The following is a 20,647-nucleotide window of genomic DNA, read 5'->3' on the forward strand; positions in this document are numbered from 1 at the left end:
CAATATCCATGACTGCACGGTGGCGGTTGAAGTCCTCTCTGGCGTCACACTGTCCGGAAGCGTTGTTTTAGCCGATAAAGCCTACGGCACCCATGACATTCGAACGTATATCGAATCCCAAGACGCAACGTTCTGCATCCCTCCAAAATCGAATACGGCAAATCCTTGGGAATGCGACTTTTACCAGTATAAAGAACGGCATGTTGTGGAATGTTTTTTCAACAAACTCAAACAATTCCGTGGGATCGCAACACGCTACGATAAACTTTCTCGAAACTTTTTGAGCTTTGCTTTTTTGGCTTCTGCCATGATTTTGTTGAAGTAGTTCCACTATCATGAGTTTTCAGACACGCCCTAGACGATTAATCTTTTTCAATCTTAAAACCAGAGAGACTCAGGCCATGTTAGCATTCAAAATTAGTATTGTTAATCTTGTTGTACTGTTGCAGTAATTCCTTAAATACTTCTTCATTTTTTTCTAGTCTCCATTTTAATAGTGGTTGTACTTGTTCAAAAATATAGGGTCTAATTCTGTAAGGTATCGCATGACGAACAATTTCATCTTCAACAAGGTGTTCATAAAACCCCACACATATTGCATTCCAAATATAGTAACTTCGTTTTTCTTGATTAAAACACCACTCCGCATAGTAATAAATTTTGTCAAGATATTCAATGTCATTATCTTTGTGTGACTGAACAACTTTTCTCCTCAGTTCAAAAATTAAGGAATATATACTCGCGTCTCTATGGAGGAAAGTGAATCTAATATTATAAAATAACTCTAATGCTTTCCTTCTCCAAGTGCTCAATGTTTATCATCCTTAAAAGCAGTATACTTTAATAACTTTGCTTGCCTCTCAAAATTTCACTGACTCAAGATTTACACTACCAAAATATCTTTACGAAATAATCTCTACTTCACTTTCTTCAAACCAACCTTCTTTTAGAACATGTTTCTTAACCTCTTCCGGCTTTTCCGAATAAGCTACAATAGCCAAACTCTTTTCAGCACGACTGCATGTAACATAAAACAGTCGTCTTGTTCGATCAATGGTTGTATCCTTATTCACATTTTCGTTTTCAGCATCTGCTTTTGTTTTATCCTTTGCTCCAAACAGCTTTTCATAGCTGAAAAGAAATCCTCCTGCGGAATGATCGTCAATAATTACCATTACACGAGGAAATTCAAGTCCTTTTACTCCTTGATGAGTCATAAAATTTGATGTGCCTGTTATGTAAGAGGCGTATTCATTTATTTGACTGAATGGAGCTTTTAAACACTCGTCCCAAGCATTTATCAACTCATTACCCCGATCATTATCACCATCTTCTGTTACATTCTGCTCTCTTTTTTCTTCTTTAACGAAAGAATACAAGCTATCGGGAATTTCAAACAAGTTTAGTCTAGCGACACATTGTAAGACATCAATACAAAGTGGGTCGTTATCCTCATTCCAGAGCGACAGTAGCTGATTAATGGCATCCTGTACGTTTTTAATTTGTAACAATTGATCCCTTTCATTCCTCTGTATTCGTAAAAGTCTAGAATATTTCCGAGCAATGCTTGCTATAGCAAACTTGTTACCAACTTTATGAGCATTGAAGATTGGTAAAATGATCTCTGTAAAAAAATTCAACTCCGGTAGCGAGCCCTCTAATAGTCCGGTTTTCAATTTGTCTATTTTATGCAGTGGCTGAAACAATTCCGAAAAACCTAGTCTTGTTGCTGCCATATGATGTTCCAGAATAAGGGTCATGTAATCTACATCTATCCATTTTTCGTCTTCAGTGATTTGTGCCATTCGTTGTGCAACTAATTCTTCTGTTTTTATTCTATCTGCTGTTGATGGCAAAATAAAAAAATGGACATGCCCTTCTTCCTTATCTGTTCTTGGCCTCTGTTCTTGATCATCAACAGCAGAACGAATTCTATTTATCAGTTTAACAATTCTTTTCGGACAACGATGGTTCATTTTCTTAACAGGCCTTTTCCAATTTTCGGGTAAATTAATTCCAAGATCCTCTTTTCCGTCAGAATATATCCTTTGCATCGTATCGCCAAATAGACCTAACGAAAAGGTACCGTTATTTTTCCGCTCAACCTCAAATAAAGCATTTAAAAGCTCCTTATTGGTATCCTGACTCTCATCAACTAAAAGAATAGGAAATTTCTTAATTAATATTTTTTGCATTAACGGCTTGCTTAAAAAGTAAGCTCCGATACTTATTACTTCGGAATGATTTAATGATTCCTTACCTTGGTTAATACCGTTAGGATTGTAGGTGAATTGTTTAATTTTTTTCAAATTATTGATACGCTTTTGTTTAGCCTCGATATTTTTTTGACGAACCACAAATGCTCTGCTTGTTGGACGCCCATTTCTTTGTTTTTCTTCTAAATCTGTAATCTGATGCGTTAGGTTTGCGTATAGCCACTCACTTATGTCTTTATTAAAACCTTTAATTAATTCCCATACAAAAGTATGAATTGTAGAAACAGAGAACAGCGGATCGTAATCCAACCGACGGCCAATTTCTTCACAGGCAGCATTCGTGTATGTAATAATCGCCACTCTTTGACCTTTTAATCGTAATTGTTGATAGCTAGTTTCTCGAATTTTTTCTAAAGCAGTTACTAGAGATCTTGTTTTCCCTGATCCCGCCCCAGCAAATAAGAAGAAGCTTTGAGGATTTTCAAGATCCAGACACTTAATGATCTCGTCATCTATATGATCATCGATATGATTATGTTCAATTTGTTCTATATGAACCATTTAGACTCCCACCACTTCTTCTGCTGCACTTTCAACAGAGTTTAGATTAAGACTGTTATCCCATTGATTCTTTTTTATTTGTTCCCTTAACCATGTAAGTCCCTCTTTTATATAAGTTGGTACTTTAAGATCACTAAGATCCTTTCGATAAATAAGTTGTAAAGCAAAATCAGCTTTCTTGCCCTCCCTCAAATCATCAAAGAATGTTTCTCCTAATTGATCAATTGAGCTTAAGTTATTAATTGCGTCTTTAAATTTTTTTATCAGCCCATTACCATCGGCGTTTTTAAAAAGGGTTAAATTTTCAAAAACCAGTGCATCTTCAAATGTATAAGGTAGCGCTTCAACTTCTGGACCATCAGGAACCATTAGGACTTTAATTGGTGATTGGTAAGCAGCTCGAACCGAAAAATGGATATTTTCATACCGCTTAACCTTCTCCTCTGGTTTTAAATCAAGGAGATCATCGATATTTGTTTTGCAAGGCACCCAAGATTTCAATGTATCATTCCCTGTTACCAAATCTTTTTTTCGAGATGGAGGGACAGATTTGTGACTTTTTGAATTTGCTGAATCTAAGTCAGTTATTATTAAACTTGTTAAACCTAATGCTTCTATTAATGGTCTTAAAGTATGTGCATGGCTTCCGCCAATTTCCAATATAGAAATATACATTTGATTTAATTCTTCAAAATGGCTACGAATAAAGTGCGGGAGTAACATTCGCTCGGCCGGACCTTCTACAAGAATAGCTGCATCTGCAAAAAGCAAATCATAATGAGTTAGTTGAAGATATCTGGTTACAAAACGTTCTGTTTCAGGTTCCTTTTTACCAAACACATTCGAAAGATTAACAACAGTAGACGTAGGTACTTCATTTTGTGATAATATTGGTTTTCTACGAAAATAGCGTATGCTAGAAAAAGGCATTTCATGAGCAATATGACCAGAATGCGTACTTACAATTAACTGAGTCTTCAAACTCTGCTCATCTTTTAAATTCTTATGATTACATAGCACTTTATAAGCTTGTCGAATGAATACTTGTTGGACTTGCATATGAAGATGTGCTTCAGGTTCCTCAATTAATACAATATGCAGCGGCGGTATAAAAAAATCTTCTTGGCCGCTCGAAGTATTTTTGGCCAGCTTTCCTACCTTCATCCATTCATCTCTAAATTGCATCAACTTAAAAATCATAGATATTAAATTTTGATAGCCTAAACCGTTGTAAAGTTCAGGTAACCTCAATGGAAAATAATTATCTTGATTATTCTCAGGCGTCAACTCAAATTGGACTGCTGAATCATGATTAAGTCCGTCAGCGGGTTTAATTTTAGTTGAAATCGTTATCTTTGGATTTGAAAAACCAGGGTATCCAAGGCTCTCCAATTCATAAAGCGCATCATTAAACGCATGACGTAATTTTTCATTAAAAGTTCTTTGAGCTACATCAATGGCCTCTAAAGCGCCGATATCAGCTGAATCAGGTAAATTTGTCGGACTTAAGTGTTTATTATAATACTTCCTTAATTGTGCAGACAAACTGCCTGCTCTACGGCTCGTTGATTCATCATCTTCATTAGCTTTATTAGTGGGATCAGTAAATCCTCGCTGTGCATTAATATTGTGTATTAAAAATAATCTTTTAAATGGGTCACCTTCAATGGGGCCACTACCTAAGGGCAATATTTGAGGTCGAGCAACACCGTTTTCAGGTAATGAAAGCTTTTCAGGGTCAAGAATGTATGACTTTATTTCAAAATGTGTCTGGAACTTTCTACTCAAATAATCCCGAAGATCTTTAGGCCATAATGATATCGAGCTATTACCTTCGGTAGATATTATAGCATTCAACGTATTTTTTGCAGTTTTACTTGAATCAATGAAATCCTTAAATAGATTCTCAATATTTTTAGGCTCAAGTCTTAATCGAACACCAAGCAATCCTCCGCCCCAATCCAAGGATGGGATTAGATGAGCAACATAATGAATTTCATGGTCTTCAACGTACAGCCATACATCCATAGTAGGTACGAGCTTCCCTAATTCCTCTGCAAGAGAACCGATCATTTCTTCACTATTAATTAATTTTTTTCCTATAACATTAATCTCAATCCAATTGGATAATGTAAAATCATTTACAGTGAAATCGTTTTTTTCGCTTAAAAATTTTCTTAAGACATCCATAGCCGAAGTTTTTCCACTATTATTGGCTCCAACAAATATTGTCGTTTGATCTGTGAATTCTATTCGGCATGATTTTAATTTTCTATAATTCTGAATCTCAACATACTCAATGTGCATCTGTACACCCCCAGATTTTAATTCTTGGAGCACTAAAAAATTATATAAAATACGACTAATTTCAGTGTAGCACCAGTTGTAAAATATTTCTATAGAAGCTTATCTCATCATTACCAATAAACGAGTACAAAAAAAATGTAAAATTACAAATATTTGAATAAAATAAATTATCAAAATAAAAAAAACCAGAGACACTCTGGAGAATAGGTAAGTATATAAATTCTTCTCTGCCAAATCTATTGCGACGGCTAACTGAATCTGCCCGATCTTACTAAGACCGCACCTATAATCCTTTAGAGACTTCGTTTCAATAATCGGTTCTATATCAAGGTTATAGCGGTCTAATTCAACGTAGGCAATAATATCGTCACTCCTTATTCCATCCTTACTCTTTTAAACAAAAACCCGCCGTGCAGAGCTGCAACGCGCGCAGGGACAGTTGAAGGAGCTATTAAGTAATAATCAATTTGAATTTTTGACGACCCCCTCCTTCTGGACCATTTGGAATCAACGTATCTAATGGAACGAAGCCAAACTTTTGATATAACTTACTTGCAGGTCTCCCGTCTGGAATATCGTCACCAAACGTAGTAACGGTAAATTCTGCTGGAACATCAGTAAGTCCCAAAATATGCCTTAGCAACGCTGTAGCTATTCCCTTATTTCTCGCTCGCGCTGAAACGGCTAACCATCCAATTTTATAGTTTGGGGCATCGGACGAAGAAAATAAAACACCTCCGAGCAAGACTGCCCCTGGCAATCCATCATTTTCCCTAACACAAAAGGCACTATTTCGATTTATATTTTTCTCCAATGCTTGGATAAACTTTGGATCACTTACCATTGGTCCAAATAAGCATTCGACTTCTGAAGCAAGTTCCAGCCATCCGCTAAGGTCGTCCATCATCGCGTTTACAACTCTCATAAGTATGACCCCCTCTTTTAGATTTCGTTATCCTGAACCTACTAATAAAAAATCCTTACCTCTCCGAAGAAAGGTAAGGATTTTCCGCCGCTCATATTAAGCGCGGGAGATGTATTGGCCTTCGCGGGTGTCGATCAAGAGCACGTCGCCTTCGTTGATGAAGAGCGGCACTTGAACGTTCAAGCCGGTTTCGACTTTCGCGTTCTTGGTCGCGCCTTGCGCCGTATTGCCTTTGATGCCCGGCTCGGTTTCGATAACTTTCAGCTCAACGCTGTTCGGCATGTTGATCCCGAGGATCTCGCCTTGGTAGCTCATGATGTTGATGTTCATGTTTTCTTTCAGGAAGTTCAGTTCCCATTTGATTTGCTTTTCTTCCAAGTTGATTTGGTCGAACGATTCCGTATCCATAAACGTATGCTCTTTGCCGCTGGCATACAGATATTGCATTTGGCGGTTTTCGATGTGAGCGCGGCTCACGTTCTCACCGGCGCGGAACGTACGCTCGACGGTGTTGCCGTTGCGCAGGTTTTTCAGCTTGGAGCGGACGAAGGCAGCGCCTTTACCCGGTTTAACGTGCTGGAAATCGACAACGGTGAACAAATCGCCGTCTACTTCGATGGTTAAGCCTGTTTTAAAATCGTTAACTGAAATCACTACAAAAACCTCCCTAAAATGTGAGCAGACGACAGTGCCTCAAGCCTTGTAAGAACCAGTTTCCGAATCATCGGACCTATCCTTGCCTTCGCCTTGGTTTGTCGCTACCAAGTTGCATCAAGTTATGGTATCACAATCAAGTCTTTGCTGGATTGCGTTAACCTCCGATTGCCTGTTTCCGTGATGACGATATCGTCCTCGATCCGAACGCCACCGAAGCCAGGCAAATAAATGCCCGGTTCCACGGTAACGACCATGCCCGGAGTCAGTACAACATCGCCCTGCACCGACAGCCGCGGCGCTTCGTGAACTTCCATCCCGAGCCCGTGACCGGTGCCATGGCCGAAATGGTCACCGTAGCCGTATCGACTGATAATATCTCGTGCAGCGGCATCCGCTTCCTTGCCGGTCATTCCCGGCTTGATGCGCTCGAGCGCTTCCATTTGCGCTTCGAGAACGATCTTGTAGATGTCGCGGTGTTTATCCGTCGGCGTACCGACGATGACCGTACGGGTAATGTCGGAACAGTAGCTTTTGTAATAGGCTCCGAAATCGAGCGTTACAAATTCGCCGGTCCCGATAATTTTGTCACTGGCTTTACCGTGCGGCAGCGCTGAGCGTTCGCCGGAAGCGACGATCGTTTCGAACGAAGTCGAAGCGGCGCCATGCTTGCGCACGAACATCTCGATTTCGAGTGAAATGTCCAGCTCTTTGACCCCGGACTTCAGCAGCCCGAGAACGTGGACAAACGTGCGGTCAGCCAGATCGGCCGCCTGCTGCATGATGGCGATCTCTTCGTCGTCCTTGACCATGCGCAGCGATTCGACCAGCCCGCCGGTCGGCACGAATTCGATCCCGCCGAGCGCTTCGGCGTAGATACTGTAGGTACCATAGCTGAGGTCGGTTTGCTCGAAGCCAAGCTTGGCAATGCCCCACTTGCGAAGCAGATCGTTAATCGATTCCACAACCTTGGGTCCATGCTCGATGATCTCGTAGCCGGCCGCTTGCTCCGATGCCTGTGTCACGTAACGAAAATCGGTCAGCAGTACGGCCCGATCGGCCGTAATGAGCACGTAGCCTGCCGATCCGGTGAAGCCCGTCATATATTTCCGGTTCGTCGCATTTGTGATGAGCAGCGCCGGCAAGCCTTTTTGTTCCAAGAGGCTGCGCAGCCGCCCGATTCGTTGTTGTTGCATTTGTTATCCCTCCGCACTATCAATATACTGGACCAGCGCACGCAAGCCCAGCTCGTAGCTGTTCGCGCCGAAACCCGCGATTTGGCCCACGGCTACCGGGGCGATTACCGATACATGGCGGAAAGCTTCCCTTTTATGAATGTTCGAAATATGTACTTCAACCGTCGGGATGCCCACAGTGCTGATGGCATCGCGGATCGCATAGCTGTAATGCGTGAACGCTCCCGGATTGAACAAGATGCCGGCTTTCTGTCCATAGGCGGCATGAATGCGGTCGATCAGATCCCCTTCGTGATTCGACTGGTAGCATTCCAATCCGACCCCGAGCTCCTCCGCCAGCCTGGTCAGCCTGTCCGTTATCGCTTGAAGCGACAAGCTCCCGTAGACACCGGGCTCCCGGATGCCAAGCATGTTCAAATTTGGCCCGTTCAACAACAAAATGTGCTTCATCCGTGAAACCTCCCAACCTGATAAATCCGCACACACTTAGCCATTTTACCATAACCTTCCCCGGTTTGAGAACTTTTTTTTGCGGGCTCAGGCGGCCGAATAAAGCGGTTTACCAATGTTTGGGTTATACGTAATGCACATCAACGCACAGAAGATGCGAAAGCGTACAGCCTGCGACAGTTTGCAAGCCGCACGAGTTCATGTTAACTCCGGCTCGTCCCGGCCGCCGGCAAAAGGCTCCCGCTCCCGCTCGTCCGTAAATTCGAAGCTGATCGAATAGCCGATAAACAATCCCCATAGCACGAACAGGCACGCTTGGGTCACCACCGTGTTCAAATCCAGATAGGCAATCCAATTCATCATCCCGGTCACCGGTCCGAGCAACAGGAACAAGAACGCCCACCAAGCGACGCCATATCCGACCCCGTACCACGGACCTAACGCTTTGGCGAATAACATCGCATACAATATAGCGGAAACGACGGACAAGGCGATAAATGCCAGCCACCCCAGCAAATATCCCCGCCATGTCATTAGGTAAGAATGCTTGTACAAGGGCTCAAGCAAAAATCCCGGCGATAGCGAAGTAAAATGAAAATAGTTGGCCAGTATTTGCACCCCGCCCCAGATCAGCCCGGCGAAAAAGCCGATATATACCGCGAAATTCCATCGATTCGTACGGGGCTTCTTATCGCTTCGGCGATCCATGCCCAAATCCTCCCTCGATTTCGGATATCCACTAGTATGTGCAAAAGTTCCACTGATAAACAAGTGGCAATATGACTGCGGATTCGCTAAAATACAGATATGGCATCATTTATTGTTAATTATTCATAGTAGAAGAAGGTGTATCGTATTGTCGGAGAAGAATCAACCCAATGCTGTTTACGGCGGCCAAGCCGTGATTGAAGGCGTCATGTTTGCCGGCCAGAAGGTGAACGTTACGGCGGTACGCCGAAAAGATAATACCATCCATTATCTTGAGGTACCCAGAAAAGAAATCGGCTGGGTCCAGGCGCTGAAGAAGATCCCGCTCATCCGGGGAATTGTCGGTATTGTGGAAGCGAGCGCCAAAGGGGCGCAACACTTGAATTTTTCGGCGGAGGTGTTTGCCGAGGAAGAAGGTGTGGTTAAGGAAGAGAAGAAGGAATCGCTGACTGGTAAAATTTCCATGATTCTCGGGGTGGCAGTCGTCGGGATTTTATCCTTTTTGTTCGGCAAGTTCGTGTTCACGCTTGTGCCGCCAACCATCGAGCAGATGCTGTTCGGAAGTTTGTTCCAGAACCAGATCGGGCATAACCTGATCGAAGGCTTGATCAAGATTATTTTGCTTGTCGGGTATATTTATTTTATTTCGCTTACGCCGATGATCAAACGTTTATTTCAATACCACGGAGCCGAACATAAAGTCATTAGCGCTTACGAGGCGGGCCTGGAGCTCACCGTCCAGAACGTGCAAAAGTTCAGCACGCTGCATTACCGGTGCGGCAGCAGCTTCATCGTCTTTACGGTCCTCGTCGGAGTCGTCATTTACTCGTTCTTTCAATACGATTCGTTTCTGGAGCGTATCATTCAACGGATCGTGCTGCTTCCGCTTGTGATCGGCGTGTCCTACGAGGTTTTGCGGTTCACCAACAGCCTGCGGGACATTCCGGTGCTTCGTTTCCTCGGCTATCCAGGTCTGTGGCTGCAATTGCTCACGACCAAAGAACCGGACGATTCCCAAGTTGAAGTATCCATTGCCTCCTTCAACCGGATGCGGGAGCTCGACCGGCAAATTTAATCTTAGACAAGGAGGGGTCCTGCATGAGAAACCGTAACAGCACGGTCGCTTACGTGATTTTCGGCTTGATCGCCATCGGGATACTGGCTAGCGTCTTGTCCAATCCGGGCACGTTTATTATTCCGATTCTCGTATTCGGCGTGATTTTCTTCCTGTACAAGTTCCCGCCGAGCCGATGGAGACAACCGAAAGGGCCGTCCTCCTCCCGGTTTCAAAAAGGAAAGCGGCGCAACGCCACGTTCCGCGTCATTCAAGGCAATAAGGACAGCTCGGACGAACCGCCCAAATACCATTGATTTCGTTATACTTTTAAAGCGGCAGCCTCTTCCTAAGAGCGCTTGCCGCTTTTGTTTTTTCAAGCTTTCTTGGAGTAGTGGTTCGGAACCCGGCAGACGTGGGTCAAGTAGTTGTGCTTGTACTCAGTCATCTTCCAATGCGAGAAAAATGAGTGCGTCGCCCGCTGCCCGGATTCGAAAAGCTTCAGGCTCTGCTCGGTCGATATGTCGAAGTCGGTGATGCTGACGCCGAGCGTCGGAATTTGAACCGTACGGAACCGGTTCGTCTCCTGGATATAGCGGTCGTCGTGCGCCTCCAGCATGGTCGAGAACAAGGCCCGCATCATGCTGACCGGACCGTGAATGGCGTTCGGCTGCCCGGTGCCGCGGCCCACCATTTGGAAGCCGATGGTCGGGATCATCTGATCGATCGGCGGCGCTTCCGTCGAATCGAAGATCCACAGCGGAAAGTTGCTCAGCAGTCCTCCGTCCACGATGTACACGAACTGATCGATGAATTTTTCTCCGGGCAGACGGTGCTCGAACGATTTGCGGATGATCACCGGATCGAAGAAGTAAGGAATCGCCGTGCTCATCCGAACGGCTTTCGCGATCATGAACCGGCGGGGATCGATGCCGTAATGGGCGATGTCGTCCGGCAGGACGAGCAATTTGCGGCTGGAGATGTCGGAGGCGATAATGCGAAGCTGATTCGGCTTCAGATCGCCGAACGTGCGGATGCCCTTGGCCAGCAGCAGCTTATGAATCCAGTGCTCCAGCGCTTCTCCGGAATACAGACCTTTTTTGATAAACAAACGGGTCAACGGGCCGATCAGCTTCGTATCGAAGATCCGGGAGCGCTGCAGGAACGTACGAAAAGGCGTCGCTTCGATAACCTCCTTCATCTCGTCCGCACGATATCCCGCCGCTACTAACGAGGCGACGATGGCCCCGGAGGACGTCCCCGCCACCTGATGAAACGAATGTCCGAGCTGCTCCACCGCCGATACGGCCCCCGCAAGCGCGATTCCCTTTACGCCGCCGCCTTCAAATACGGCATTGATTCTCACCCCGCATCCCCTCTTCCCGCAAAGTCTCTCCAAGAGTATGTATGAGGGGACAAATTGTCCTTATGCCTGAAAAAGAAAAAAGCCCCCCAATTTTCGGAGACTTACGATTCTTCCAGCTCTTTTCTGAGGCGAAGCAGCTCTTCGCCGCGGGTCGTGTCGCGCTTGAAATATTCAACCAGCGTTTCGATGCATGTGATGGAGTCCCAGCTCAAGTGATGCTCGATACCCTCGACGTCCTTATAAATATTTTCTTCCGCTACGCCGATCATCGTCAAAAATTCTTCCAGCAGGTGATGGCGGTCCACCAGCCGCTTTCCGACCTTTTGCCCTTTCGATGTCAGCACGAGTCCACGGTATTTTTCATAAATTAAGTAGTTGTCTTTGTCGAGCTTCTGAATCATTTTCGTCACCGAAGAAGGATGGACCTCAAGTCCTTCGGCGATATCGGAAACGCGCGCATACCCTTTCTCATCGATTAATTTATAAATGCGTTCCAAATAATCTTCCATACTGGGCGTAGCCATTCCGCGTTCCTCCCGTGTTCCAAAGACGAATCTCGGTACTATTATGATACACCGTTTGATTTATGCAAAGCAAGACTTTGCTGTGAAGGACAAAACCTCATGTGCAGCGCGGCAAATTCCCATGTGTGCGCACATCGCGAATGAAGCATCCTAAGGTCGTTATAAGCGTTTTTAACTATATCACAGCCGCATTCCGTAAGCAAGTCCGATACGATTCGTACCATCAGGAGGGATCTCGCACATGGCCACGGAGCTGCTCGCACCCCCGATCCGCCAGACGCAAGTGTTTGTCCCGGAGCTCGTCTATTTTGAGCCCGACGCCTTGGACTACCCCAAAGGTAAGCGAATCCACGAATGGGCGTTGAAGGAAGGACTTCCGATTCGCATGACGACCTCCCACAACCGGATCACAAACCTTCCGGGCGAGAGCGATCTGGAAAAATACCGGATTGCCAAACGGACGCTGGTCGTCGGAATTCGCAAAACGCTGAAATTCGATACGTCCAAGCCGTCTGCCGAGTATGCCATCCCGATCGCGACAGGCTGTATGGCGCACTGCCATTACTGCTATCTGCAAACGACGCTCGGGGCGAAGCCTTATATCCGGGTCTATGTCAATACCGACGATATTTTGAAGCAAGCCAAGCAGTATATCGAAGAACGAGCGCCGGAAATTACCCGCTTCGAGGCCGCCTGTACATCGGACCCGGTCGGGCTTGAGCATATCTCGGGCTCACTCAAGGAATATATCGAATTTATGGGGCGGGAACCGCTCGGCAGACTTCGGTTCGTCACGAAATTTCACCACGTGGAACCGCTGCTGGATGCCAAGCATAATGGTCATACCCGGTTCCGGTTCAGCGTCAATGCGGATTATGTCATCAAACACTTCGAACCGGCAACCTCCAGCTTCTACGAGCGCATCGAGGCGGCAGGTAAAGTCGCCAAGGCCGGATATCCGCTCGGCTTCATCATCGCTCCGATCATCTGGCACGAAGGCTGGGAAGAAGGCTACGGCGAACTGCTGCACAAATTGAAAGAGGCCCTTCCGTCGGAAGCGACCTCTGATTTGACATTCGAATTGATTCAACACCGGTTTACGAAAACAGCCAAAAACATTATCCGCCAGCGCTATCCGAAGACAAAGCTGGAGATGGACGAAGCCAAACGGAAATACAAATGGGGCCGATGGGGTCAGGGCAAGTATGTTTATCCTGACGAACAGGCCACGGCGCTGCGCGAATTCATCAGCGAACGCATATTCGCCCATTTTCCGCAAGCGAAGATCGATTATTTTACCTGAGCGTTAGCCCATCCAGGAAGGCGTAATGCCCTGCAGCCAGATCGTGATCCGGGTCATTTGATCTGTGTACAGCAGCACGGCCACGACAAGCATCACGGCTCCGCCTACTTTCATCATGGTGGCGGAATACTTCAAGATCCATTTGGTCGATCCGATGAAGAACGCAAGGACGAAGAACGGGATCGCGAAGCCAAGCGAATAAGCGGAAACGAGCGGCAGCCAGGAATTTGGTTCGGTTGCCGCCAGCATCAGCATCGCGGACAAAATCGGGCCGATGCAGGGCGACCATCCTGCGGCGAAGCCGATACCGATCAGCAATGAGCCGAGGTAACCGGCAGGCTTCGACTTGAACTGTAGCTTACGCTCGCGCATAAGCCACTGCGGTTGAAAAATGCCGATCAGAAACAGTCCCATCACAAAGATCATGATCGCCGAAATTTGCCGGAGCAAATCACGGTAATCCAGGAAGGCGTTGGCAATGACGTTCGCCCCAAGTCCCAGCGTGTAGAAAATAATGGAGAACCCGAGAATGAAGCAGAGCGTATGGGTAATCAGCTTGAACCGGATTTCTTTGGCACTCTGCTCATCCTTGAGCTTCCCGACGGAAACGCCGGTTATGTAGGACAAATACGAAGGATACAGCGGCAGGCTGCAGGGCGATATGAAAGAAGCGAAGCCAGCCCACAGCGCGATCCAAATGTTAAGTTCCACGACTACCGTTCACCCTCCTTTTTTATTCTTGCTACATGCGAAGTCCCCGTTTTACCGTCAAAATGCCGATGAGCATTGCGATCAGCAGCAGCACGACCATCGCTCCCGGCGCCAGATCCCATACACCTGCGGAGACAAGCCCGGCAACGACCGCAAGCTCGGAGAATAGAATTGACCAGAAGATCGAATGCTTGAAGCTGCGGGCGACGAGCAGGCTGCAAGCGACCGGAATCGTCAGTAACGAGGAAACCAGTAGCGCCCCCACGATTTTGATCGAGACGCTGATGACCAGCGCCGTCAGCATCGTGATCATAATATTATAGAAGCGCAGCGGCAGACCGCTTACGCCGGCCGCGTCTTCGTCGAAGAAAAGCAGGAACATTTCTTTGTAATTGATCAGCACGAAGGCCACGACGATGACCGCAACGCCGCCGACGACCCAGAGGTCGGTATTGTCCAGCGTGTAAATGCTGCCGAAGAAATAGCTCATAACGTTAATGTTGAAGCCTTTGCCGATCGTGAACAGCAAGGTGGCGAGCGCAACGCCGCCCGACATAATAATCGCGATCGACAGTTCGGCGTAGGTCTTGTACGCTTTGCGCAGCCGCTCGATCCCGAACGAGGCCAGCAAGGCGAACAGCAGCCCGACGCCGGTCGGGTAAACGTTGATCAGAAATCCGAGCGCGACACCCGCGATCGATACGTGCGCAAGCGTGTCTCCGATCATCGACAAGCGGCGCAGCACGAGAAATACGCCCATAAGCGGAGCGGTCAAGCCGATTAACAAGCCGCCGATCAGCGCCCGCTGAAAAAAGTATTCGCTAAAGATGTCCAAAGCCAGTTCTCTCCTATCTTCCCGCTGCATCCTGCCGTCGCTATCCGGTCAGGGTTATACTTCAATCGTCTCTCTAAGCTGCTGCATCGAGTGGGTCAGATCGGTTTCGCGGCAATTTTCCGGCTCGTGCGTATGCTTGACGTAGAACGATAGGCCGCCGCTCTTCTGCACCGAGTCCTCCCCGAGATACGATTGGATCATATCCATATCGTGCGTTACCATAATAAACGTGATGTGATGATGCTGGTGCATATGCCGAATCATGCGGAAAAAGCCGGCCTGCGTCTCGGCGTCGATGCCAACGGTAGGCTCGTCCAGAATAAGCAGCTCCGGGTTGTTGATTAACGCCCGGGCGAGGAATACCCGCTGCTGCTGGCCGCCGGACAATTGGCCGATCCGCCGGTCCGCCAGGTCTTCGATACGCATCGCGTAGAGCGCGTCGTCCGTTTTGCTGCGCTCCTGCTTGGTCAGACGGCGGAACATATTTTTCTTGCCGAACAGCCCGGAGGTCACGACTTCGCGGACCGTAGCGGGGAACAGCGGATTCAACGCATTTTTCTGCGGCACGTACCCGACGCGCTCCCAGTCGCGGAATTGGCCGACCGGCTGGCCGAAGAGACGGATTTCGCCGCGGGCCGGCTTCAGCAGCCCGACAATCATCTTGAGCAGCGTCGTCTTGCCTGCGCCGTTGGAACCGACCAATCCGACGAAATCACGCTCCAGAATCGAAAAGTTCAAGCCGCTGATCACGGATTTATTTTCATAAGAAAAAAAGATTTCATCGATCGTCACGATCTGTTGATGACACCCAAAGCCAGCATTCGTTTGCATGACAAAGCTCCTTATACGGAAGGTCTCGCTTCTTATTGTAATGCTTTTATTAAATTATTCAAATTGTTTTCCATCAGGGACACATAATCGTCACCTTTAGTTGCCTGCTCTTCGGTTAACCCTTCGACCGGGCTGAGGACAAGCGTTTCGACTCCGGCGTCCTTCGCAAGCGTCTTGGCCAGTTTATCGGATACAAGCTCCTCAAAGAATATATATTTGACTTGATTGTCTTTAATGAATTGCAAAATATTTTTCATATCCTTGGACGTCGGTTCCGCATCCGGAGCAAGACTCATAATCGCCTTCTGGTTCAGTCCGTAGGCTTTGGCCAAATACCCGAACGATTGGTGCGTCACGACAATATCCTTCTTGGATACCTTGGCCAGCTCGCTCTTGTACTTGCCGTCCAGTTGGTCAAGCCGGTCGGCGAGCTTCTTGAAATTCGCTTCGTAGTCGGCTTTGTGCACGCCGTCGACTTGAATCAGCGCGTCTTTGATGTTGAGGGCGAGCTGCTTGGCATTGAGCGGGCTCAGCCATACGTGCGGGTCCGTATTACCGTGATCGTGACCGTGAGCATCCTTGCCTTCTTCTTTCTTCTCGTCGTGGCCATGCTCATCCCCGTGTTCCTCTTCCATGGCGGGAATCAGCTCGATGCCGCGGCTTGCTTCGACCACAACGGTCTTGCTGTCCTTCTTCAAGCTGCCGAGAGTGTCCTTTACCCAACCCTCGAAGCCGGCGCCCAAATAGACGAACAAGTCCGATTTGGTCAGATTCTGGATGTCGCGGCTTTTCGGCGACCAATCGTGGGGCTCGACGCCGGCCGGTACCAGATTGACGACGTTGACATGATCTCCGCCGATTTTGGAGGCAAAATCATATAAAGGATAAAAGCTGACTGCGATATTGATCTTGCCGTTCACAAGCGCAGGCTGCGAACGTCCTCCGCAAGCGGACAACAGCGTGGAAATCAGCAAAACCAGGATCACGGGAAGGATGGCCCGTTTGATGAATGTTGGCTTCATGAGATACTACCCTCCGAGACGTAAATCGTAATTTTTTTCATTAACAACGACGATTATACGCCCCGCCCATCCGCTTGTCAACGGTAAATGTAGAAATTACGATAAAGCCAAAAATACCCCTTTGCGCCTCTTGTTGGCAAAGGGGTATTTCGATCTATACGTTGTAAGCTACTCGACGCGAACCGCTTGCTGCTGGGCTTTCAAGCACAATTCGGCCGCTTTGAAGGCATGCTCCTGCGTCATCGCGTTTTCCGTCCGGTGCATACAATCGAGGATCAACTGCCCGAAGTACGGATAGCCGACTTCGCCGCGAACGGAGAAATGCCGCTCGCCTTCCTTGTTCACCAAATACACGTGGTCGCCCTGCCTATCCCGGGCAATATCGATATATTTGCGCAGCTCGATATACCCGTCCGTGCCGACGATGAGCGTCCGGCCGTCGCCCCAGGTACCCAGACCATCCGGGGTCAGCCAGTCGACGCGGAAGTAGAAGGTCGCGCCGTTATCGCCGGTCAGCGTGGCGTCTCCGAAGTCTTCCAGCTCCGGGTACTGCTTGTTGTTATAGTTGGCTATCCGGCTGCTACCGACCGTGGCGTCCTTGGCGCCGGTGTAGAACAAGAACTGCTCGATCTGATGGCTGCCGATGTCGCAAAGGATGCCGCCGTATTTCTCCCGCTCGAAAAACCACTGCGGACGGCTCGGCGCATTCAATCGGTGCGGGCCCCAGCCCATCACATGCACGACGCGCCCGATAGCGCCCTTCTGAATCAGCTCTCCGGCGAACACGGCGCTTTCCACATGCAGCCGTTCGCTGTAATAGACCATGTACTTCCGGCCCGTTTCCTTTACTTTCGCACGGGCGGCTTCAAGCTGCGATAACGCGGTGAATGGCGTCTTGTCGGTAAAATAGTCTTTTCCCGCGCTCATGACACGAACGCCAAGCGCTCCGCGTTCCGAAGGGACGGCCGCTGCCGCTACGAGTTGAATGCTCGGATCGCGCAGGATTTCTCCATCCGAAGCGGCGGCCTTGGCTTGCGGGTACCGCTTGACGAACGCTTCGACTTTCGCGGGGTCCGGGTCGTAGACGGCAACCAAATCGGCTCCCGCTTCCATCAGGCCGTTGCACATGCCGTAAATATGGCCGTGATCCAGCCCTATCGCGGCAAAAGCGAACTCGCCCGGCTTCACGACCGGATTCGGTTTCCCCTGCGGCGCGTAATTCATTCCGTCGTTCTTCTGCATACAAGAAGCCTCCCACCATGGTATCTATCGATTGTTCACGTGAACAACCCTTACTTTACCACAGATCCGTTCGGAATTGAATCGGAAACTGTCGCGAGAGTCAACCGGTCTCCTTGCGATGCGGCCAAAATCATGCCCTGCGACAATTCGCCGCGCAGCTTGACCGGCTTCAGGTTCGTGACGCAGATGACTTTGCGGCCGACCATTTGCTCCGGCGTGTAATATTTGGCGATACCGGAGACAACCTGGCGCTGCTCGTAGCCGAGATCGAGCTGCAGCTTCAGCAGCTTGTCGGCGTTCTTCACCGGTTCCGCGGCGATGACCTCGGCCACCCGCAGGTCGACTTTGAAGAAATCGTCGATCGAGATTTCAGGCGAAGCCTCCGGCGCCGGTACGGCTGCCGTCTCCGCTTTCGCGTCCGCAGCCTTCGGCTCCTCGGACTCCGCCGCAGGAACCGTTCCGCCGCTCATCGATTCCGCGATGAACGCAATCTCCTTGTCCGCCTCCAGACGCGGGAACATCGCTTCGCCCTTCGCCACGCGCGTCCCGGCAGGCAGCGTCCCGAATGCGTGCACCGTATCCCATACGGTGAGCGGGCCGACTTCGATGCCGAGCTGCTGCCACATGCGGCGCGGCGCCTCGGTCATGAACGGCTGAAGCAGTACGGACGAGATGCGCAGCGATTCTGCCAGCACGTACAGCACGGAGCCGAGCGTCTCCCGCTTCGTCTCGTCCTTCGCCAGGTTCCACGGCTGCGTCTCGTCGATGTATTTGTTCGTGCGGCTGACAAGCTGCCAGATCGAAGCGAGTGCTACGGAAAACTCCATTTTTTCCATCGCTTCCTCGACTTTGGCTACCGTCGCTTCGGCCGTCTCCAGTACGGCGGCATCGAATTCAGTCGCTCCGGCGACATACGGCTGCACTTCGCCGCCGAAATATTTATCGATCATCGCCACGGTCCGGCTAAGCAGATTGCCGAGGTCGTTCGCCAGATCGAAGTTGATCCGCTCCACGAAGCTTTCCGGCGTAAACGTGCCGTCGGAGCCGAACGGCACTTCCCGCATCAAGTAATAACGGAGTGCATCTAGGCCGTAGCGGTCGATCAAGGTGACCGGGTCCATGACGTTGCCTTTGGATTTGGACATTTTGCCATCTTTCGTCACAAGCCACCCATGGCCGATGACCTTCTTCGGCAGCGGCAGACCGAGCGCCATCAGCATCGCCGGCCAGATGATCGTATGGAAGCGCACGATCTCCTTGCTCATCAAGTGCACGTCCGCCGGCCAGTACGTTTGGTAGCGGCTGTCATCCTCGCTGCCGTAGCCGAGCGCGGTAATATAGTTGGAGAGCGCGTCGATCCAGACGTAGATCACGTGCTTCGGGTTGCCCGGCACACGGATGCCCCAGTCGAACGTCGTCCGGGAGACAGCCAAATCTTCCAGTCCGGGCTTGATGAAGTTGTTGATCATCTCGTTGCGGCGGGATTCCGGATGAATGAACTCCGGATGCTTCTCGTAATGCTCAATCAACCGATCGGCATATTTGCTGAGCCGGAAAAAGTAGCTCTCTTCCTTCACCCATTCCACCGGCCCTCCGCAGTCCGGACATTTGCCGTCGACCAGCTTGTTTTCGAGGAAAAACGACTCGCACGGCGTACAGTACCAGCCTTCGTAATGGCCAAGGTAAATATCGTCCTGCTCCATCAACTTCGTGAAAATTTTCTCGACGGCCTGCTTATGGCGCGCGTCGGTCGTACGGATGAAATCGTCGTACGAGATGTCGAGCTTTTTCCACAGGTCCTTGATTCCAGCGACGATGTCGTCGACGAACTGCTGCGGCGTCTTGCCCGCCTCCTGCGCCTTGCGCTCAATCTTCTGTCCGTGCTCGTCGGTGCCCGTCAAGTACATGACGTTGTACCCGCGCAGCCGCTTGTATCGTGCCATGACGTCGCCCGCCACCGTCGAATACGCGTGGCCAATGTGCAGCTTGGCGCTCGGGTAATAAATCGGTGTCGTGATGTAAAAGCTTTTGTTGGTTTCAGACATGTTCAAATGACCTCCTAGTGGATTGAAAATGCAAAAAAGCTCTCATCCCTATGGGACGAGAGCTTCGAACTCACGCGGTACCACCCAACTTCCCCCGTTCGGACGCATGGCGAACCAAAGCGCCGTTCGAGGCTTAACGGTCAATCGCTGACCATCCGTTAACGCCGGAGCTACGATGAAAGCTTACCGCCTGCGGCCGGCTTCGACCGCGAGCATGACTCGCCCCCATATCCTCCCGGACCATCTTCCTTCGCATCGGCCGACCGGTTCTCAGCGTCTCCGGCTCTCTGTGCGGCTTCCGTCAAAGTACTTATCCGTTCATTGGATCATTAAGCCAAATATATCGAAAATGAACCGTCCGTGTCAAGGGACATGATCCACTCCCCCGGGGTGGAACGGATGACATTTACAGATCCGTTTCACCGTAAGCCACGAACCGCGGGCCGCGCCGTGCTTCTCCAGCGCTTCCAGCGCGTAGGCGGAGCAGGTCGGGTAAAACCGGCAGGTCGGCGGTTTCAGCGGCGAAATCCATTTGCGGTAAAAGCGGACGCCTCCTTGCAGTACCCGGTTCACGATGGTCGCGGCTCCTCTCTTCAGCTTGTTTCTATCATCATGCCTGAACGAGGAGGCCGGTGTCAAACAGAGAGAAGCCCGCGCCGACCATCTAATAGAAAAAAGATCTGCGCCGCGTCCATCT

General features: G+C 49.0%; 21 protein-coding genes. 4 read left to right on the plus strand and 17 right to left on the minus strand.

Annotation, left to right across the window (positions count from 1 at the left end):
* Positions 1 to 325: transposase (locus BLO51_RS19160; protein WP_143006925.1), on the plus strand; the 325-nt coding region annotated here is incomplete at its 5' end.
* Positions 326 to 404: 79 nt separating this feature from the next.
* On the opposite strand, the gene BLO51_RS19165 is transcribed toward BLO51_RS19160, so the two are convergent.
* The 8 genes from BLO51_RS19165 to BLO51_RS19200 all read right to left on the minus strand — a co-directional run bounded on the left by BLO51_RS19165 (position 405) and on the right by BLO51_RS19200 (position 9,017).
* Positions 405 to 812, minus strand: coding sequence for a DUF7674 family protein (locus BLO51_RS19165; RefSeq protein ID WP_090674433.1), 408 nt, complete (start codon positions 810 to 812; stop codon positions 405 to 407).
* Between the two features lie 90 nt (positions 813 to 902).
* On the minus strand, positions 903 to 2,777 hold the full coding sequence (locus BLO51_RS19170; RefSeq protein ID WP_090674436.1) for a UvrD-helicase domain-containing protein: 1,875 nt from the start codon (positions 2,775 to 2,777) through the stop codon (positions 903 to 905).
* Positions 2,778 to 5,084 carry an AAA family ATPase gene (locus BLO51_RS19175; RefSeq protein WP_090674437.1) on the minus strand — a complete coding sequence of 769 codons (2,307 nt, stop codon included), beginning with the start codon at positions 5,082 to 5,084 and terminating at the stop codon, positions 2,778 to 2,780.
* A gap of 451 nt (positions 5,085 to 5,535) precedes the next feature.
* A complete protein-coding gene (locus BLO51_RS19180) occupies positions 5,536 to 6,009 on the minus strand; it encodes a GNAT family N-acetyltransferase (RefSeq protein WP_090674439.1) in 474 nt (157 codons plus the stop codon).
* 96 nt (positions 6,010 to 6,105) lie between these two features.
* Complete coding sequence (gene efp / locus BLO51_RS19185) at positions 6,106 to 6,663, minus strand: elongation factor P (RefSeq protein WP_010497515.1); 558 nt, start codon at positions 6,661 to 6,663, stop codon at positions 6,106 to 6,108.
* Between the two features lie 122 nt (positions 6,664 to 6,785).
* On the minus strand, positions 6,786 to 7,859 hold the full coding sequence (locus BLO51_RS19190) for a M24 family metallopeptidase (RefSeq protein ID WP_090674440.1): 1,074 nt from the start codon (positions 7,857 to 7,859) through the stop codon (positions 6,786 to 6,788).
* Positions 7,860 to 7,862: 3 nt separating this feature from the next.
* Positions 7,863 to 8,309, minus strand: a complete 447-nt coding sequence (aroQ, locus tag BLO51_RS19195) for a type II 3-dehydroquinate dehydratase (protein WP_090674442.1) — start codon at positions 8,307 to 8,309, stop codon at positions 7,863 to 7,865.
* A 198-nt stretch (positions 8,310 to 8,507) separates the two neighbouring features.
* Positions 8,508 to 9,017 carry a YqhR family membrane protein gene (locus BLO51_RS19200; protein ID WP_090674444.1) on the minus strand — a complete coding sequence of 170 codons (510 nt, stop codon included), beginning with the start codon at positions 9,015 to 9,017 and terminating at the stop codon, positions 8,508 to 8,510.
* Positions 9,018 to 9,165: 148 nt separating this feature from the next.
* Between BLO51_RS19200 and BLO51_RS19205 the strand changes: the two genes are divergently transcribed.
* Complete coding sequence (locus BLO51_RS19205) at positions 9,166 to 10,092, plus strand: DUF1385 domain-containing protein (RefSeq protein WP_090674446.1); 927 nt, start codon at positions 9,166 to 9,168, stop codon at positions 10,090 to 10,092.
* A 23-nt stretch (positions 10,093 to 10,115) separates the two neighbouring features.
* Positions 10,116 to 10,388: a hypothetical protein gene (locus BLO51_RS19210; protein WP_090674447.1), complete on the plus strand. Its 273-nt coding sequence runs from the start codon at positions 10,116 to 10,118 to the stop codon at positions 10,386 to 10,388.
* 59 nt (positions 10,389 to 10,447) lie between these two features.
* Here BLO51_RS19210 and BLO51_RS19215 read toward each other — a convergent pair whose 3' ends face one another.
* Both BLO51_RS19215 and mntR read right to left on the minus strand, forming a co-directional pair.
* Positions 10,448 to 11,437 carry a patatin-like phospholipase family protein gene (locus tag BLO51_RS19215; RefSeq protein ID WP_090674449.1) on the minus strand — a complete coding sequence of 330 codons (990 nt, stop codon included), beginning with the start codon at positions 11,435 to 11,437 and terminating at the stop codon, positions 10,448 to 10,450.
* 101 nt (positions 11,438 to 11,538) lie between these two features.
* Positions 11,539 to 11,961 carry a transcriptional regulator MntR gene (gene mntR / locus BLO51_RS19220; protein WP_090674451.1) on the minus strand — a complete coding sequence of 141 codons (423 nt, stop codon included), beginning with the start codon at positions 11,959 to 11,961 and terminating at the stop codon, positions 11,539 to 11,541.
* Between the two features lie 241 nt (positions 11,962 to 12,202).
* Between mntR and splB the strand changes: the two genes are divergently transcribed.
* Positions 12,203 to 13,264 (plus strand): spore photoproduct lyase, encoded by a 1,062-nt coding sequence (gene splB / locus BLO51_RS19225; RefSeq protein ID WP_090674453.1) that lies wholly within the window; start codon positions 12,203 to 12,205, stop codon positions 13,262 to 13,264.
* A 3-nt stretch (positions 13,265 to 13,267) separates the two neighbouring features.
* On the opposite strand, the gene BLO51_RS19230 is transcribed toward splB, so the two are convergent.
* The 7 genes from BLO51_RS19230 to yidD form a co-directional block, all read right to left on the minus strand.
* Positions 13,268 to 13,975: a cytochrome c biogenesis CcdA family protein gene (locus tag BLO51_RS19230; protein ID WP_090674455.1), complete on the minus strand. Its 708-nt coding sequence runs from the start codon at positions 13,973 to 13,975 to the stop codon at positions 13,268 to 13,270.
* Positions 13,976 to 14,006: 31 nt separating this feature from the next.
* Positions 14,007 to 14,810 carry a metal ABC transporter permease gene (locus BLO51_RS19235; RefSeq protein ID WP_090674457.1) on the minus strand — a complete coding sequence of 268 codons (804 nt, stop codon included), beginning with the start codon at positions 14,808 to 14,810 and terminating at the stop codon, positions 14,007 to 14,009.
* 54 nt (positions 14,811 to 14,864) lie between these two features.
* Positions 14,865 to 15,641, minus strand: coding sequence for a metal ABC transporter ATP-binding protein (locus BLO51_RS19240; RefSeq protein ID WP_090674458.1), 777 nt, complete (start codon positions 15,639 to 15,641; stop codon positions 14,865 to 14,867).
* Between the two features lie 32 nt (positions 15,642 to 15,673).
* Entirely contained in the window at positions 15,674 to 16,663 is a 990-nt protein-coding gene (locus tag BLO51_RS19245) for a metal ABC transporter substrate-binding protein (protein ID WP_090674460.1), read from the minus strand.
* Positions 16,664 to 16,831: 168 nt separating this feature from the next.
* The gene (locus tag BLO51_RS19250; protein ID WP_090674462.1) at positions 16,832 to 17,905 is read right to left on the minus strand and encodes a Gfo/Idh/MocA family protein; all 1,074 of its coding nucleotides are present in this window, start codon (positions 17,903 to 17,905) and stop codon (positions 16,832 to 16,834) included.
* 50 nt (positions 17,906 to 17,955) lie between these two features.
* Positions 17,956 to 19,950: a methionine--tRNA ligase gene (metG, locus tag BLO51_RS19255; protein WP_090674463.1), complete on the minus strand. Its 1,995-nt coding sequence runs from the start codon at positions 19,948 to 19,950 to the stop codon at positions 17,956 to 17,958.
* Positions 19,951 to 20,313: 363 nt separating this feature from the next.
* Positions 20,314 to 20,523, minus strand: coding sequence for a membrane protein insertion efficiency factor YidD (gene yidD / locus BLO51_RS19260; protein ID WP_217266757.1), 210 nt, complete (start codon positions 20,521 to 20,523; stop codon positions 20,314 to 20,316).
* Positions 20,524 to 20,647: the final 124 nt, after the last annotated feature.

The sequence above is a fragment of the Paenibacillus tianmuensis genome (genome assembly GCF_900100345.1).
Taxonomy (GTDB): Bacteria; Bacillota; Bacilli; order Paenibacillales; family NBRC-103111; genus Paenibacillus_G; species Paenibacillus_G tianmuensis.